Here is a 16091-nt window from a genome sequence, read left to right on the forward strand (position 1 = left end):
GCCAGGCGGCCAGTCGTGGTCTCGGTCGGCCAGGACCCGCATCGTTCGAGAGAGATGCAGAGGGTGAGAAAGAGGGTGGGCTTCGATGATCGGAGCAGTTTGATTCGGTCATCGGAGCAGCCTGCTGTGATGAGCGGAGCAGTAACTGCTCCGATGGTCATAGCAGCGGTGCCGCCGACTGCTCCGGCTACTGCAGCAGCACTGCTTCGATAACCGGAGCAGCAGGAGGGGTGTGTGCTCTGCTGGTCGGAGCAGCCTGCGAGGTTCTCGGCGTGTTGGTCTGCTCTGCTCATCGCAGCAGCAGGCGTCCGCCGCCCTTGCTGCGATGCGCACCGCCGGGGACCAAGCTCGAAATGGTCAAGGCCGGTGCGCAGCTTGCAGCCGAGGCCAGGGATGCGTGGTAGGAGCTGGTTGAAGTTGCCCGGCCGGAACCGAACGCGGCCGCAATCGGAACCAGCGCCTGCCCACCGGTTCGACCGGCCAGACCCGGCCGGTCGATCCAGGTGGCTGTGCGAGCGATCTCGGTGACCTTCGCGTAGGCCCGCAGGTCATGCGTTGGCCAAGGGTGGAGCGCTGGGCCGTGAGGGCGCAGGTCAGGCGGAGCGGCCGCGGTGGACGCACATTACCTGGTTGGTCTTCTGGTCGTGGTCGTTGGTGGTGGTTCCGTAGATCACCGCAGGGCCGGCCGCGCTGTAGCGTCCGGGGATCTGGGTGGGTTCGTCGAAGCTGAGGCCATAAGTGATGTACTGGCCGCTGGCGGTCGTGGCCATCATGAGCCTGTCCTTTTTTGTGCTGTCGGTGGTGTCGTCGCGGTATACCAGGGCGAAGTCGGTTCCCGAGGTCGTGGCGGCGACGCAGCCGAAGCCCGGCGGGTTGTCGGACGTCCTGATCCAGGAGTCACGGGTCTTGGCGTAGGTCCACTGGTCCTGGTTGGGCTTCTTGTAGTACTCCGCCGTGATGTTGTTGACGCGGCAGGCGCAGATGACGTTGTTGTCGCCGTCGACCGCCAGGGCCGGCCCGTTGAAGATGCGGGGTCCGATGTCTTGGGGGGTCCTCCATTTCAGGGTGCTGCCGGAGGACAGGTCGACCTGGGTCCATTTCAGGTCGTGGAGGTTGGGGTCGGTGTAGGTGACGACGAGTTTGTCGCCGGCCACGGCGGCGGCCATGCGGCCGGACTGGACCCAGATGTCGTCGACTCGCGCGGGGCTGCTCCAGGAGCCGCCCGTCCCGTGGCCGGGGCGCATGGTCCAGTACACGCGGTCCTCGTACTTCTTCTGGAACAACACGATCACCCCGCGCGTGGGGTGCCAGGTCACCGCGGGTGCGTTATCGGTGGTGCAGGAGTCGGGGAGCTTTGCCTCCAGGGACCATTTGCCGTCGTGGTAGACCGTCAGGTACAGCCGGTCGTCGCCTTGGCCGCCCTTGTGCACGCAGTAGTAGGACCCGGCGCGGTCGGTGGCCAGCGCGGGCGCATGCGTGCTGCGGTGGGCCGGGATGACCCGGTCGCTGCTCCAGCCCTTGCCCCGCTCCCAGATCGACCACCACAGCGCGGTGTCGCCGGGGTCGGGTGGCGGTGGCGGTGGTTTGCCCTGCCCGTCGTCCCAGACGGTGGGCACGAACGCGCCGGGCACCAGCCAGGGTGAGGTGAAGCGGATACCGGTGCCCTTGTCGATGGCTTTCACCCACAGCTGGCGGGAGGCGATGTACAGCTCGATCAGCCCGGCGACCTTCTTGTTCTTCTTGGCCGCCTTCTTCAGGTCGTCCTTGATCCCGCCGATGTCGGCGAGGAACTGCGCGACGGCCTGGCGGTTGAGGTAGAGGTGGAACCCCCACCACAACGGCTCGAAGGTCACCTCGGCCTTCTTGTCGTGCACCCGGACGGCCTGCCCGGCCTCGACCTCGGCGGCCAGCTCGGCCAGCTGCCGGTCCCGGTCCTGGATCACGCTGGTCATGACGTTGCCCCCTCTTGGATGTGCACTGCTGATCGGATGAGGCGCCGACGCAGCCGCCCAGCCGCGGGTGCCCGCGCAGCCCGGTCCGCGGATTCGCGCCGGGGAGACCGGGCCCGCCGCTCCAGGCCGCCGTTGTGCCCGGCGTCCCGTCCGGTCGTGTCTGATCCGTTGTCTGTGTCCTGCCCCTCACCGGCCTGCACCGCCGGTAACGCCTATTGCGGAACAAAACAGGCATTTCTGACCGTGGGGTGGTCGTCGGGCGCGGCAATCTACAGTGCCGGGCGCTGCGTTTCGCCGTCTCAAGCCACCCGGCGGGGGCCCGGAACCTGAATCCGCCGGGCCGCCGCCAGGGCGTGGTGACCGGTTCGGGCATATCCACCCCGGTCACGCATCCGAATCATGACGAACACGGTTAGTGACGTCCCGGGGGATGGGTGCTGTCCTGGGGGTCCCCGCCACACACCCTGAAGGGTCACCCCCATGACACTGCAGGCACCGCTCACCGCCGCTGCCGCCGCCCTCACACTGATCCCCGCGGCGGCCTTCACCATCCCCGCCCTGAACACGGCGTCGGCCTCCGATGGCCGACCGCGGCCGTCCGCCACCACCACGCCCGACCCCTGCCCCAAGTTCCTGGACAAGAAGAACGACAGCTACAGCTACACCATCAAGCCCAGCACCTTCACCTTCCGCACCGACGCCCAGGGCCGCCCCGTCAGCGCCACCGCTGACCCGCTCAAGCACCTGGCCGCCAAGCGCGGGACCTGCCAGGGCATCGTGGGCGGATGGGGCGAGCCCAAACATGACAGCAAGGGCCACCCCATCAAGTGGGACGGCGGCCACCTGGTCGGCAACCAGTTCGGCGGCCGCGACGAACGCTACAACCTGATCCCGCAACGCCAATCGGTCAACCGCGGCGTCTACAAGAACTACGAGACCTACGCCGGGTACTGCGTCAGCAAGAAATCGGTCTCGGTCCGCGCGCTGACGGTCACCCTCACCTATCCCGCCGACGTCACCAACGTCACCCCCACCCAGTTCGCCCTCAACCTGGCCATGACCAACACCAAGACCAACAAGGACCACACCCTGACCGCCACCATCTACAACGACGACCGCGACCAGAACGCCACCACCACCTCGATCAGGCAGCAAGCCAAGAACGCCGGCTGCACCTGACCTGAAACAGGGAGAGGCGGCAGAAAATCGCCTCCGCCCCATCGAGAAGCCGACGGGCGCACCTAACTCAAAGCGCCCTGGACCCGCGGTGGGCCGCCGCCATGGTCTGGTGAACGCCCCGCCGGGCGGGGTGGCCCCGACGGCAGCGGTGAAATCTGTACGGTTCTCGGCTCTGTCGCGTAGTCGGTGGTGACGCCCTGGTCTCGGTAAACACGGTCGGTCATGCAGAAGATCAACAACTCTGTGGAGCTGGTGTTCTCCGGGCTGCCTGAAGGAAAGACGTATGGGTCGCCCCCATCGTCGGACCCGCCGGTCCGGCGCCGTACCGGAAATCCGGTACCCCGCCACTGGCGCAGCGGGCCCGCTGCCTGACCACGGTCAGGGGACAGGCCCGAACCGGGTGTCCTCGTCCACCAACGCCACCGCCCGGGCTTCTGCCTCCGACACCCCTCTGACACCCCGCAGGTTCGCGTCCCGCAGGTCCGCGTCCCGCAGGATCGCGCTCCGCAGGTTCGCGTCCCGCAGGTCCGGGTCCCGCAGGTCCGCGCCCCGCAGGGTCGCGCCCCACAGGTCCGCGTCCCACAGGACCGCGTCCCGCAGGTCCGCGCGCTGCAGGTTCGCGCTTCGCAGGTCCGCGCCCCGAAGGTTCGCGCCCCGCAGAGCCGCGCGCTGCAGGTGCGCGCCCCGCAGGTGCGCGTCCCGCAGGTGCGCGTCCCGCAGGTGCGCGTCCCGCAGGTGCGCGTCCCGCAGGTGCGCGTCCCGCAGGTCCGCGTGCTGCAAGTTCGCGTCTCCTAGTCGCCGACCTGGGCGACACCCGGCTGTGGCGCACCAACACCCGCACCACCACCTGCGGCCCCTGGACCACATGTCCCGCCACACCGTCCGCCTCGACAAGATCCGGGCGCACTGGGACGACATGCTGCGCGTCGCCGGCTCCCTCACCACCGGTCAGGTCCGTGCCTACGACCTGATCCGGATGCTGTCGCGCGACGGCCGCCCCACCGGCCTGGGCGACGCGTTCGCCCACTACGGCCGGATCTTCAAGACCCTGCACCTGCTTCAGTTCCTGGCTGACAACGGCTACCGCCGCATGATCGGCACCCAGCTCAACGTCCAGGAGGCCCGGCACCGCCTGGCGCGGCGCATCGCCTTCGGTAACCGCGGGCAGCTTCGCCAGCGGTACCGCGAAGGGATGGAGGACCAGCTCGGCGCGCTGGGCCTGGCGCTCAACGCCGTAGTGTGGTGGAACACCCTCTACCTGGACGCCGCCGTCAAACAGATCCGCGCCGACGGGTTCCCCGCCACCGACGACATGTGCGCCCGGCTCTCCCCGATCTGCTTCGAGCACATCAACTTCCTGGGCCGCTACGCCTTCACCCGCGCCGACCCCGCCGCCGGGCTCCGTCCCTTCCACAAGGCCGAAGAGAACTAGAATTGTTTCGCAAGGTGGGGGCCGCTCGGAATTGTCAGTGGTCAGCAATATCCTTCGGCTGCGGGAAGCAGCATCGTCTACCAACGACCAAGGGGGGTCGATGAGCGCCAGTCAGTACCGCAGCCAGTTGAAGAGGAAGCGCAAGCAACGCCTGGACGCGCAGAAGAAGGCGGGCGAGTACCGCAGCAAGGAGACCAGGAAACGGTCGGAGGTGGCCAAAGCCCGATCGGCGGCGTCCAAGGCCAAGAGCGCCATGACCGCGCGCAGCAAGCTGCGCGAAGCCGAACGCAGGGAGAAAGAAGCCGAGCAGGCGGGCAAAGACGCCGACCGCTGGCAGGGCAAGGCCACCGACTACGCCGAACAGGAAGCCGACCTCCAGACCAAGCTCGACAAGGCCGAGCGTGCCGAGCTCGACGACGCCCAGCGTCGGCGCGAACGGGAGACAAAGCAGGCGGAACGCCGTCGTACAGCGGCCGACCGGGCTCTGCATGACCGCCTCGAACAGACGGAAGCGAAAGTGGACTGGGCTATGCGCGACATCCGTGCTCCCAAGACGGAGAAGCTACGGATTCTCCTGCTGGGCTCTTCGTCCGAGCGCGGCGAGCGCGCCCTGCGCGTCGGACGCGAGCAGAAACGCATCCGCAACGCGGTCGAATCGGCATTGTTGCGCGATTACGTCGAACTCGACGTGCGGCCGGCCGCGACGACCGAGGACCTGCTGGACGGCATCACTAAGAACCGTCCACACGTCGTGCACTTCTCCGGTCACAGTGACGACGACCTGATCGAGTTCGAGGACGAGACCGACGACTACCACGAAGGAGTGGTAGTCACCGCCCGCGCATTCGCCTCGGCGGTCCGGGCCACCGATGATCCGCCGCTGCTGGTCCTGCTCAACTCCTGCAACTCCGCCGCGCAGATCGACCGCCTGGTCCAAGAGCAGATCGCACCGTTCGCCATCGGGATGGCCGACGAGATCGAGGACGGCGACGCCATCACCTACGCCGCGCAGTTCTACGCCGCGGTGGCCAACGGGCAATCCATCAGGTCGGCCCACCTGTCTGCCCAAGCCGCCCTTGAGTTGGCTGGGCTGGCCGGCGCCGAGCTGCCAACGCTGGCTCACGCCGACGACGTCGACCCCGCCACCGCAGTCCTGGTCAAACCGGCGGAGTGACCCCGTTTCATAGGCGACCGCCTATGAAACACCCTCAGCTGTCGATGTCCGGAGTCGTGTGCACGGTGTGCCGGCCCGGGGGGCCGTGCTGGTGGTCAGTGATAGGCGGTGACGGCGGCGAGGTAGAGGCCGGTGGCGGTGGCTCCGGCGCCCGCGCCGGTGAGGATGGCGTTGACGGTGCCGGCGCCGGTGCTGCGGGCGAGCAGGCCGGCGGTGATCGCGATGTTGAGTGCGGTGGACAGGGCGAGCAGCAGGGCCAGGATCTGCACCGGGCTCATCTGTGTTGGCTCCCGTCGGCTTGGTGGCGGATGGCCCCGCGTGAGAGGGGGCCGGGTGGGTGAAGCCGACGGTGCCTGTCCAGCGGGGGCGTCCAGCAGGAGTCCGATCGCAGATCGGACAGATCCGGTGAAGACCGGCCGGTGGGCGCTCTAGGGTGCCGGGCAGGGCCGGGATGCACAGCCCGGGGTGTCCGAGGGGGAGCCTGGACGCCTCTTGCCGGGCGCGGTGGACGGGAGGGCGCGGTGGTGGCGGGTTCGGCGGGCGGGGACGTGGAGCGGGATTTCGCGGCGTTGATCGCTGAGCTGGCGCGGTTCCGGTCAGACCGGCTGGGGCGCGAGCCGTCCGACCGTGCCCTGGCCAAGGCCGCGGAGGTTTCCCCGATGACGGTGGGGGGCTGGCTGCGCGGTGACCGGTTCCCTCAGGAACTCGACAAACTGCTCAGGGTGGTGCGGGCCGTCGGGGCGCGGGCCGGGCGGGCCGGCCTTGCGCCGGCCGACCGGGCCAGAGTCGCCGCGCTGGTGGATCCGCAGCGGTGGAAGGACGCCTACCGGGCCGAGGCGGCCCGGCGCGCCCAGGGTACGCGCGCCGCGGTGGAGGCCGGGCAGGGCCGGGCGGCGCTGGAGGGGTTGCGGCCGGGGCGGCCGCTGTCGCAGGTCACCGATCCGTTCGCCTTGGAGGTGCACCGGCCGATCGCCCTGGAGCAGGCGGGGGACCTGCCGGTGCTGCCGCGGTATGTGCGGCGGGCGCACGACCGGCGGCTCGCCGAGGCCGTCGGCCGGGCCGCCGGCGGGGGCAGTGTGATGGCGGTGCTGGTGGCCGGGTCGTCGGCGGGCAAGACCCGGGCCTGCTGGGAGGCCCTGCGGCCGTTACGCGACCGCCCCGAGCAGTGGCGGTTGTGGCATCCGCTGGATCCGGCCCGGTCCCAGGCGGCGGCAGGGGACCTGGAGCGGGTGGGCCCGTACACGGTGGTGTGGCTGAACGAGACCCAGGAGTACCTGAGCGGTGAGGGAGGGGAGCGGGTCGCGGCCAAGCTGCGCACCCTTCTGGCCGACCCGGGCCGGGCGCCGGTCCTGGTGCTGGGAACCCTGTGGCCCCGCCACCACACCGACCTGACCCGCCAACCCGGTTCGCAGGTGAGCCAGGTGCTGGACGGCACCCTCATCGAGGTACCCGGGACCTTCACCGGCGCCGACCTGGACGCCCTGCGGCAGGCCGCCGGAGATGATGCCCGGCTGGGGCAGGCGGCCGACCGCGCCGAGGACGGGCAGATTACCCAGTACCTGGCCGGCGGGCCGGCGCTGCTGGAACGGCTGGCCGCCGCGCCGCCGGAGGCCAAGGCGCTCATCTGGGCGGCGATGGACGCCCGCCGGATGGGACACCGCAACGCCCTTCCCCAGGCGCTGCTGGAGGAGGCCGCCACGGCGTACCTGACCGACATCGAGTATGAGCGGCTGGGCGACGACTGGCTGGAACAGGCCCTGGCCTACGCCTGCGAACCGTGCAAGGGCGCCCGCGGGCCGGTCACCCGCATCCGACCGCGCCGCAACGACCGGCGGGGCCGCCGTACCGCCGCGGCCCCGCTGCCCGGCACCGGGCCGGTGTACCGGCTGGCCGACTACCTCGACCAGCACGGCCGCACCACCCGCCACCACCAGATCACGCCCATCGGCTTCTGGGCCGCCGCGGCCGCCCATGCCCACCCCGCCGACATGGGCCGGCTGGGGGACGCCGCCTGGGCCCGGGGCCTGTACCGCGACGCCACCCAGCTCCACAAGAACTCCACCCTCCACGGCGACCCGGCGGCGGCATACACGCTCATCAAGCACCTGCATGCCCTGAATACCGACGATCACCGCCCCGCCGTACACGCCGCCGCGCACGCCCCCCTCGATGACCCGTACGCCGTCGCCTCCCTGCTGCGAGGGCTGCGGGAGGTGGGGGCGGGTGAGCAGGTGGCCGCGCTGGTGGCCCGTGATCCCGCCGCGCACGCCCCCCTCGACGACCCGCGCGCCGTCGCCTCCCTGCTGCGAGGGTTGCGGGAGGTGGGGGCGGGTGAGCAGGTGGCCGCGCTGGCCGGCCGGGCCGCCGCGCAGGTCTCCCTCGACGACCCGGACGCCGTCGCCTCCCTGCTGTACCGGTTGCGGAGGGTGGGGGCGGGTGAGCAGGTGGCCGCGCTGGCCGGCCGGGCCGCCGCGCAGGTCTCCCTCGACGACCCGTACGCCGTCATCTTCCTGCTGGAGGTGTTGCGGGAGGTGGGGGCGGGTGAGCAGGTGGCCGCGCTGGTGGCCCGTGATCCCGCCGCGCACGCCCTCCTCGACGACCCGCGCGCCGTCGCCTCCCTGCTGCAAGGGTTGCGGAGGGTGGGGGCGGGTGAGCAGGTGGCCGCGCTGGCCGGCCGGGCCACCGCGCAGGTCTCCCTCGACGACCCGCACACCATCGCCTCCCTGCTGTACCGGTTGCGGAGGGTGGGGGCGGGTGAGCAGGTGGCCGCGCTGGTGGCCCGTGATCCCGCCACGCACGCCCCCCTCGACGACCCGGACGCCGTCGCCCGCCTGCTGCAAGGGTTGCGGGAGGTGGGGGCGGGTGAGCAGGTGGCCGCGCTGGTGGCCCGTGATCCCGCCACGCAGGTCTCCCTCGACAACCCGGACGCCGTCGCCTTCCTGCTGCGAGGGTTGCGGAGGGTGGGGGCGGGTGAGCAGGTGGCCGCGCTGGTGGCCCGTGATCCCGCCACGCAGGTCTCCCTCTACGACCCGCGCGCCGTCGCCTCCCTGCTGCGAGGGCTGCGGGAGGTGGGGGCGGGTGAGCAGGTGGTCGCGCTGGCTGGCCGGGCCGCCGCGCAGGTCTCCCTCGACAACCCGCGCGCCGTCGCCTCCCTGCTGCAAGGGTTGCGGAGGGTGGGGGCGGGTGAGCAGGTGGTCGCGCTGGCTGGCCGGGCCGCCGCGCAGGTCTCCCTCGACAACCCGGACGCCGTCGCCTCCCTGCTGCAAGGGTTGCGGAGGGTGGGGGCGGGTGAGCAGGTGGTCGCGCTGGCTGGCCGGGCCGCCGCGCAGGTCTCCCTCGACAACCCGGACGCCGTCGCCTCCCTGCTGCAAGGGTTGCGGGAGGTGGGGGCGGGTGAGCAGGTGGCCGCGCTGGTGGCCCGTGATCCCGCCGCGCAGGTCTCCCTCGACAGCCCGGACGCCGTCATCTACCTGCTGCAAGGGTTGCGGGAGGTGGGGGCGGGTGAGCAGGTGGCCGCGCTGGCTGGCCGGGCCGCCGCGCACGCCCCCCTCGACAACCCGGACGCCGTCGCCTCCCTGCTGGAGATGCTGCGGGGGGTTGGGGCGGGTGAGCAGGTGACCGCGCTGGTAGCCCGTGATCCCGCCGCACAGGTCCCCCTCGACGACCCGCGCGCCGTCGCCTCCCTGCTGGAGATGCTGCGGGGGGTTGGGGCGGGTGAGCAGGTGACCGCGCTGGTAGCCCGTGATCCCGCCGCACAGGTCCCCCTCGACGACCCGCGCGCCGTCGCCTCCCTGCTGGAGATGCTGCGGAGAGTCGGGGCGGATGAGCAGGTAGCTGCACTGACCGACTTGTTGCCAGCCGCAGGCTTGTTCGAGGGGTTTCTTGAGGTTGGTGATCGCAGGGTGCGGTATCGGTTCGGGCGGGAATCAGATGATGGGCGCCCCGCCGAGCCCTGGGGGTGGGAAGACCTGGAGTGATCGGCCAGCCCCCGTTCGTCCGCCACCTGAAGATCGGCCGGTCCTCGCAAGCCCCCGGCCGGGCTGCTGTCGCGCGACTACCTGTGGGACGCGATGGCGTGGCTGTTCGAGGGAGGTGAACGCGGCTTCGAGCACATCTGGTCCAGCCGCGACCAGCCGCCTGAACAGCTCCGGTTCGGGCCGTCGTGGAACACGCTGCTGAAGCTGCGCGACCGGTCCGGCGGGTCGCTGTGGGAACACCCAAACCCGACGGCGCCCCAGACTAGCAGGCCGACTACCACCGGTGCCGGCTCAGCCCGCACGGTCGCCGGCACTACGAGACGCACGGGGCGTGCTACGCAGAGCTGTTCCCCGACGTCCAGGCGCCGCAGCCACCACGCCGCGACGGCGCCCACCAGGACCTGGCCGACCATGCCGTCCGCAAGCCGCGCGGGCTGCTCGCGATGGCGCAGTGGCGGCTGCTGGCCGCGCTGGTCCAGGTGCACCGCTCCGGGTCGTAACCACCGCCATTCGGACGCCGGTGGTGCGTTCCAGGCCGAGCGTGCCTTCTCCTCGGCCGCCTGGTCGGCGTCGAAGACCGCGTGCAGATAAGTGCCGCTGGCGCTGGTTCAATTCCTCCCACGCCTGCGCCGGGCTCTGCCGGGGGTACCCGGCTGCCCGGCCTCAGCCATCGTCGTGGCCGGGCTGCGGTGGACGGCGGGGCCTGGCCGACCAGCTCCTGGAGCATCGCCTGTGCGCTGGCCGCGGCGTCGTCGGCGCGCTGGGCCCGGTCGCGCAGGTCGGTGATCTGGGTCTGCGTATCGGCCCGGAGGGTGTCGAGGTCGGCGCGGGCCTGCGCAGCGGCCTGCTCGGCAGCGGCGCGGGCGGCGTTCGCCTCGCCGGCCTCGGCGCGGAACCCGGTGACCTGCTCGGCCAGTTCCAGGGTGTGATCGGCGTTGTGCTGGGCCCGCTGCTCGGCCTGCTCGCCCGCTGGCATCGGCGCTCGTTCTACCGTTGAGGCGAGGTTCCATCCCTGGTGTTCGCTGGAGGCACGTTCAGTGTAGAAGCCCGAATGCACCCGACGGCGCAGGGACGGCTTGCCGTGCCAGCGCGACGCCGAGTGGCTAGGGCAGTGGCGGGGGTACGGACTTCCCTGCTGTGGAAGACTCTGCTGGACGCCGACCGGCCCGTCTTCTTCGATGCCGACGACTAGGACTTCCAGGACTGACATGGCGGAACCGGCGAACGACGACGCTGCGCGGCTGGCACGACGAGCCGCGCGCGCCGCCGAGCTTCAGGCCCGTTACGGCCACCCCCGCACCCGCGTCATCGACGACCACATGTTCGCCGTCGGCGGCGGCGTCTGGTACCCCAGCACCTTCCGCCTCCAGCTGTTCACCGCGCCCGGCGCGCGGCCGGTCGCGGTCGTCATCCAGACCTGCGGTGAGGGCATGGGCCTGACCAACGGGCGCGAGAGGTACCTGGCCGAGATCTGGCGACGGCACTGCCCCGACGAGACCGAGCCCCCGCTGTGGATCGCGCGGCAACTGCGGCGCGGCTGGGATCAGTTCATGCTGATGAACCTGCCGGCGGGTCCCGAGCCCCACACCATCACCGCCGCCCACATCGGGCACTGCACGCTGACCCTCGATCAGATCCGTGCCATGGTCGAATCCGACGTCGACGACGACCGCGGAGAGGGCTTCGTCCCCCGCCCACCCGAGCCCGACGCACAGACCCGGTTCTCGACGGCGTGGGTGGCGCTGTTGCCGCGACCCGACCCGTTCCGGCAGGACGACTGCATGCCCAACGGGATCACCCCGGCCCGGCGCCTCGCCCGCCAGCTGATGCCCCGCTTCCTGCCCCGCCGAGGTCCGGCCTGCTGCTGGTACCACGAGGGGAACTGGCGGAAAGTCTCCCGCGTGGCGATCAAGCTGCTGCGGCGGGCGAACCGCGTCGGTATCGACCACGACGAACTATACGACTACTTCGAGGAGCAGTAGCTCGGCATCACCCTCACCGACTGGGAGCGCCAGGCTCTGCTCACCCTCGCCTGCAACGCGGACGCCATCATCCTGCAGCGCGACGGGCTGTGCCGTGAATACGTCAACGGCCAACACCGCGTCCAAGCGATGCTGGATGCGGGCGTCCACCGCACCATCACCGCGCGCACTGTCTACCCCGAACTAATTCGAGACCCCGACTGGCCCCACAACGCTCCCACCGCCGCCCAACTCGGTCTCTGCGTCGGCCTGGACGACGATGACGACGAATGACACGACGCGGACGCTCAGGCAGAGCGTTCCGATGACGGGGTTTGACGACAGATAGGGTCCGATCCCCGCACGGAAGGGCCCCAATGGCGAACCTGATCTACAAGCGGGTCTCGGCCGACCAGCAGTCGACCGCCCGGCAGAGCCTCGTCCTGGACGAAGCCCGCATCGCCGACCTGGTCACCTTCGAGGAACAGGCCGGCACCTCCAGCCGCCGCTACCCGCTCCAGCGACCAAGTTGGGGCGATCCTAAGAATGGTGCTCCCTGAGGCAAACGGGTGGATAACCGTAGTAATCCACCGAGATCGTGGCGATCATTTTGAGATTGGGCACCACGGTGACGGGCCGGGATGGTTCCGGGGGGTGGTCGAGTGCTCGATGGCCTCGATGCCTAACTCCCATACGTCCTGGTAGCTCATGCGGCCGGGCAGCCACTGCCCGAGGTCGAGCCTCTTGCCGCTCTGGACACAGTTGTAGGGGGACAGCGCGAAGGGCCTTCCGTGGTTGTTGATGTCGAGGTGCTTGGGTCGGTTACCGATGCGGTAGTCGATACGGATCTCGAAGGTCACGGCCTGCCGGGTGGTGATCGACTGGATGAGGAGCGAGTCCTGCTGGCCGTCTTGCACGGTCAGGGTGCGGTTGTTGAAGAACAGGTCGCCGGGCTTGTATGGGCCCCCTTTGGGGCCGGACACCTCACGGGCGCGTGGATCGATCTGGTCAAAGTCGAACATCATCTTTATGGTCTCGCCGCCTTCTTGGGGCGGGATGTTGACCAGACTGCCCCTGTAGGGCTTGGTGCGTTTGATGTTGACGGGGTGGACGTTATCCACGAAGAGCGGCTGGTTGCGTCGCCCCTCCAGTTTGATCACCAGATTGAGCTTCTGCAGGTTGGCTCCGCCCGCCGAGCGCACCTCCTCGATCAGCCTGGAAAGGTTGTAGGCGTTAGCGTCCGCGTTCAGCGAGCTCCATCGCCAGGTTCTGAGGTAGTCCTGCTGCCGGGGTGTCAGGTTGATGCCCGCGGGTGTCACGATCTGGTAAGCGGGGTCGTTGAACTGGACCGTGTAGCGCATGTCCTGGTCGCCGTTGGGCCGTAACTCGGATCGCACCTTATCTTTGGCGGCAGGTGGATCGAAGCCTTGTGCCAGGACGAAGAGGATCAGGGCGCCGGTGAGTGTCCCGGCTACCCCGGTGACGACCGCGATGGCGCACCCTGTCGGCGTGTGCAGCCATTGCAACCATCCTCGCCTCGGCGGTTCGGGATGCGGGGGATGACCTCGAGGACGTCTGCGAGGCGGCCGGTGAGCTGGCCCGCGCGGTGACCAATGATGCTGGGACACGTGCATCTCCTTCATCAAAATTGGGCGGGGGGTTATGTCGTGGGTCCAATAGCCGGACCGGCAGCTCAGCCGTGCGCAGCGCCGACCGGACGATGCGGTCGACCCGCTTGAGCGTCGGCGGCTTAATCCGCTCGGCGCGGCACCGTGCTAGCTCATCCAGACCCATTGACCGCCCCACGGCCGAAGATCCTTACGCCCCAGACCATCCAACGCCGGGCTTACCCGGCAGTCACCACAAACCGTTCTAGATCATCACGGTTTTCCTCATGGGACACCGTTCTTTAGCAGCCATAGGCCCAGCGGGTTCGCGGTGACGTCGGCCAGCGCCGCGGCCGGGTGACCGGGTGGGCGCTGGTCCGGCGGGGTGTGGCGCAGGGTGGTGAGGACGTGCTGCCAGGCCGGTCCGGGGTCGGGTGGCAGGCAGTGAGGCAGGTGGTCCGCCGCGGCCGCTGGGTTCAGGGGGCGGGGTTCCAGCACGGTGGCGGAGGTGATCACATTTGCGGCTTGGTGGACTGCGGTGGTGAACTCGGCTGTGCGGCTGGTGAGGATGAGCTGGTCATCGGCGCTCAGCGACCGGTTCAGCGCGCCGATGGCAGCCGTGTGGGCGGGTGCGGGGAGTGCGTCCAGGCCGTCCAGGACGGGCAGCAGATGGCCGCGCGGGACCAGTGCTCGCACGGTTTGTTCGCCGAGTCCGGGGGCGCGCAGTGTGGGATAGTCGGCCAGGAGCCGGTCGGTGAGCCAGTCGTGCAGCCGGGGGAAGCGTTCGGTGTCCCAGTCGGCGATCGGGAGCAGGACCGGGACCGGTTCGTCAGGGTGCGGGGGGTGGGTGGCCAGCAGGTGCAGCTGCAGCTGCAGCGTGGTCTTGCCTGCCCCTGGGCCTCCCAAGATGATCAAGCGACGTCGGCGGGTCTGGCGGAACCGGGTTGTGAGTGTGTTCCCTGTCCTTGGTGTGGGTTGCGGATTAGGCGGTCTGTAGAGTTTCTGATGGTCAGGAGCTCATCGAAGCATTTCGCCTCGGGTCTGGTGGGGCTGGGTGAGGTCTTCTGCGGAGCCGTTCGTGCGAGCAATGTGCAAGCACAGGGCCACGCGTGGCGAGCTTTGCCCGCAGGTCACCACTACCGCCTGAGGGGGCCCCGTGCGGGCCCGCACTCCGGTGGTTACGGGGGACCATCCCCGCGCGTGCGGGGAGAAGCTCAAGACCTACTTGTCCGGCTCCTGACCAGCGGACTATCACCGCTCGCGCGGGAAGAACTGGAGGACGGGAAGTATGTCGAATCCCGGCCCTTGACACCGTGGCCGCGATCGTCCCGGCTTGGTGGAGGGTCGATCTGTTTGACGCGGTCATCTGGGCGTCGCAGAGTTTCCCCGTGACCCCACCAGGTGCCTCCCCGTCCTCCCAGCCCGAGGCCTCCAACGATCTTCTGATCGCCGCGTTGAACCATGCATGGGCGGCTCATGAAGCGAGGACCAACAGAGGTTTGCAGGTAGCGAACTACTACCTGGTCTCGACTGCGATCTTGGCGACTGCCTACGTCAGTGCGATCACCGCAAACTTGAACATGATCGCCGGGGTCCTGGGCATTTATGAGGCGATCACAACCTTTTTGGCCTATCGAATCGGGCGAGGGCAGGCTGAGGGGGCCTGGCGGGAAGGCAATGCCGTCGCAGAGCTTAGAGCTAGAGTGGCCGACGATCTGAGACTGGAGAAGTTCCAGGTCAGGCAGAACAAGCCGCGCCCGAGTTGGTGGCCCTCGAAGGCGGCGTTCTCAGCGGCCACTGCCCTCGCTGTCAGCGCTGCGAGTTATGCCTTCCTCAGGTGACATGTGCGTTTCCGGCGCAGTGACCACGAGGCTCATGTCTCGAAAATGATCGGTCACGAGATCCGCCTGGGAGGTGCCCGATCAGCCGCTGTTCATGCAGGCCGGTGATATCGCGGAGCCCGCTTCGGATCGGTGAAGGGCACTGGCGAGCGAATGCCCCTCCAGGGACGAAGGACGGGCATTAGGCAGCGCGGAGAGGCTGCCGGGCGTCTGACAGACGTGAGCGAGCTCAATACCCCCTTGCCAACCCCGCCCGATCCGGCCGCAGGCCCGATGAGCCCGCACGCCCCAGCGCTACGCTGGCCTCGGCGACAGAGCCGGTTGATCCGGTGCCTCGGGTGAGCGCGCCGGGTTGGGCCGAGCTGGACGATCTGCCCGGCGGCTGGAGTTGCAGCGGCAACGCCGTGACCATGAACGTGAGCGCGCCGAGGACCGCGCGGACGCTGCCCGGAATTGTGCCGGCGCCGTGCGGGAACGGCGACACGTCAGGGCCGCTATCAGTGGATCAACAGCGGGTGTTGCTGATCGGGGCGCTCCTGGCCGACGGCAGCCTGCTGGCCACCGCGGTGACCTTACGCACCGGCCAGGACGACACGGTGACTACACCCGCCTCGCCGCTCGCGCTCGGTGAAGTCCAGACCGCTCAGGCGCGCGAACAGCAGTCCCAGCAGGTGGGCCTGATTTAGGCGCTGGTTCCGCTTCCGCTGGGCGGTTGAGGTGCCCTGGAACGCGACCTGGTGCCGAGCGGAACGCTCCGGTCTTCGGATTGGCGGGCGGCGGCCGCGGCGAACAGTGCGTTGAGCGCATCGCACAGGTCGGTGCCGGCGGGTGCGAGCGCGGGCGGGTCAGGGGCGAGCGTGGCCAGCAGCTGCGTGGCCTGGCAGCGCAGCCACTCGGCGCCATGCCGGGCACAACCCAGCTATCCCTCGCGACCGTCGCCCGGTACGCGGCCGGGGAACGCCCGGTTT

Annotated in this window: 13 protein-coding genes and 1 pseudogene; 8 read left to right on the forward strand and 6 right to left on the reverse strand. The window is 69.7% G+C overall.

Annotated elements, in window-relative coordinates:
* Nucleotides 1-593: 593 nt before the first annotated feature.
* Nucleotides 594-1952: a hypothetical protein gene (locus tag AGRA3207_RS36860; protein WP_231331978.1), complete on the reverse strand. Its 1359-nt coding sequence runs from the start codon at nt 1950-1952 to the stop codon at nt 594-596.
* A 480-nt stretch (nt 1953-2432) separates the two neighbouring features.
* Between AGRA3207_RS36860 and AGRA3207_RS36865 the strand changes: the two genes are divergently transcribed.
* Nucleotides 2433-3131 (forward strand): DNA/RNA non-specific endonuclease, encoded by a 699-nt coding sequence (locus tag AGRA3207_RS36865; RefSeq protein ID WP_231331979.1) that lies wholly within the window; start codon nt 2433-2435, stop codon nt 3129-3131.
* 378 nt (nt 3132-3509) lie between these two features.
* Here AGRA3207_RS36865 and AGRA3207_RS36870 read toward each other — a convergent pair whose 3' ends face one another.
* On the reverse strand, nt 3510-3911 hold the full coding sequence (locus AGRA3207_RS36870) for a pentapeptide repeat-containing protein (RefSeq protein ID WP_231331980.1): 402 nt from the start codon (nt 3909-3911) through the stop codon (nt 3510-3512).
* A 14-nt stretch (nt 3912-3925) separates the two neighbouring features.
* Here AGRA3207_RS36870 and AGRA3207_RS36875 point away from each other — a divergent pair.
* Nucleotides 3926-4563 (forward strand): annotated as a pseudogene (locus tag AGRA3207_RS36875) (Tn3 family transposase); the annotation flags it as partial.
* A gap of 100 nt (nt 4564-4663) precedes the next feature.
* Nucleotides 4664-5737 (forward strand): CHAT domain-containing protein, encoded by a 1074-nt coding sequence (locus AGRA3207_RS36880; protein ID WP_231331981.1) that lies wholly within the window; start codon nt 4664-4666, stop codon nt 5735-5737.
* A 95-nt stretch (nt 5738-5832) separates the two neighbouring features.
* Here the strand turns inward: AGRA3207_RS36880 and AGRA3207_RS36885 are convergent, their stop codons facing one another.
* The gene (locus AGRA3207_RS36885) at nt 5833-6015 is read right to left on the reverse strand and encodes a hypothetical protein (protein WP_231331982.1); all 183 of its coding nucleotides are present in this window, start codon (nt 6013-6015) and stop codon (nt 5833-5835) included.
* A gap of 243 nt (nt 6016-6258) precedes the next feature.
* Between AGRA3207_RS36885 and AGRA3207_RS36890 the strand changes: the two genes are divergently transcribed.
* On the forward strand, nt 6259-9714 hold the full coding sequence (locus AGRA3207_RS36890; RefSeq protein ID WP_231331983.1) for a hypothetical protein: 3456 nt from the start codon (nt 6259-6261) through the stop codon (nt 9712-9714).
* Between the two features lie 334 nt (nt 9715-10048).
* Here AGRA3207_RS36890 and AGRA3207_RS36895 read toward each other — a convergent pair whose 3' ends face one another.
* Nucleotides 10049-10690, reverse strand: coding sequence for a hypothetical protein (locus tag AGRA3207_RS36895; RefSeq protein ID WP_231331984.1), 642 nt, complete (start codon nt 10688-10690; stop codon nt 10049-10051).
* Between the two features lie 232 nt (nt 10691-10922).
* Here AGRA3207_RS36895 and AGRA3207_RS36900 point away from each other — a divergent pair, with 232 nt between their 5' ends.
* Nucleotides 10923-11696, forward strand: coding sequence for a hypothetical protein (locus AGRA3207_RS36900; RefSeq protein WP_231331985.1), 774 nt, complete (start codon nt 10923-10925; stop codon nt 11694-11696).
* A 356-nt stretch (nt 11697-12052) separates the two neighbouring features.
* The gene (locus AGRA3207_RS36905; RefSeq protein WP_231331986.1) at nt 12053-12235 is read left to right on the forward strand and encodes a recombinase family protein; all 183 of its coding nucleotides are present in this window, start codon (nt 12053-12055) and stop codon (nt 12233-12235) included.
* A gap of 45 nt (nt 12236-12280) precedes the next feature.
* On the opposite strand, the gene AGRA3207_RS36910 is transcribed toward AGRA3207_RS36905, so the two are convergent.
* Both AGRA3207_RS36910 and AGRA3207_RS36915 read right to left on the reverse strand, forming a co-directional pair.
* Nucleotides 12281-13201 (reverse strand): hypothetical protein, encoded by a 921-nt coding sequence (locus tag AGRA3207_RS36910; protein WP_231331988.1) that lies wholly within the window; start codon nt 13199-13201, stop codon nt 12281-12283.
* A gap of 366 nt (nt 13202-13567) precedes the next feature.
* A complete protein-coding gene (locus AGRA3207_RS36915; RefSeq protein WP_231331989.1) occupies nt 13568-14188 on the reverse strand; it encodes a hypothetical protein in 621 nt (206 codons plus the stop codon).
* A 407-nt stretch (nt 14189-14595) separates the two neighbouring features.
* On the opposite strand from AGRA3207_RS36915, the gene AGRA3207_RS36920 reads away from it, so the two are divergent.
* Nucleotides 14596-15123 (forward strand): hypothetical protein, encoded by a 528-nt coding sequence (locus AGRA3207_RS36920; RefSeq protein ID WP_231331991.1) that lies wholly within the window; start codon nt 14596-14598, stop codon nt 15121-15123.
* Nucleotides 15124-15461: 338 nt separating this feature from the next.
* Nucleotides 15462-15809, forward strand: coding sequence for a hypothetical protein (locus AGRA3207_RS36925; RefSeq protein WP_231331992.1), 348 nt, complete (start codon nt 15462-15464; stop codon nt 15807-15809).
* Nucleotides 15810-16091: the final 282 nt, after the last annotated feature.

It is taken from the genome of Actinomadura graeca (assembly GCF_019175365.1).
Classification (GTDB): domain Bacteria; phylum Actinomycetota; class Actinomycetes; order Streptosporangiales; family Streptosporangiaceae; genus Spirillospora; species Spirillospora graeca.

Bases quoted from the DNA above. Each gene is read 5' to 3' on its own strand.
- AGRA3207_RS36860 (WP_231331978.1), bottom strand. From the start codon at position 1,952: ATGACCAGCGTGATCCAGGACCGGGACCGGCAGCTGGCCGAGCTGGCC.
- AGRA3207_RS36865 (WP_231331979.1), top strand. From the start codon at position 2,433: ATGACACTGCAGGCACCGCTCACCGCCGCTGCCGCCGCCCTCACACTG.
- AGRA3207_RS36880 (WP_231331981.1), top strand. From the start codon at position 4,664: ATGAGCGCCAGTCAGTACCGCAGCCAGTTGAAGAGGAAGCGCAAGCAA.
- AGRA3207_RS36885 (WP_231331982.1), bottom strand. From the start codon at position 6,015: ATGAGCCCGGTGCAGATCCTGGCCCTGCTGCTCGCCCTGTCCACCGCA.
- AGRA3207_RS36895 (WP_231331984.1), bottom strand. From the start codon at position 10,690: ATGCCAGCGGGCGAGCAGGCCGAGCAGCGGGCCCAGCACAACGCCGAT.
- AGRA3207_RS36900 (WP_231331985.1), top strand. From the start codon at position 10,923: ATGGCGGAACCGGCGAACGACGACGCTGCGCGGCTGGCACGACGAGCC.
- AGRA3207_RS36905 (WP_231331986.1), top strand. From the start codon at position 12,053: ATGGCGAACCTGATCTACAAGCGGGTCTCGGCCGACCAGCAGTCGACC.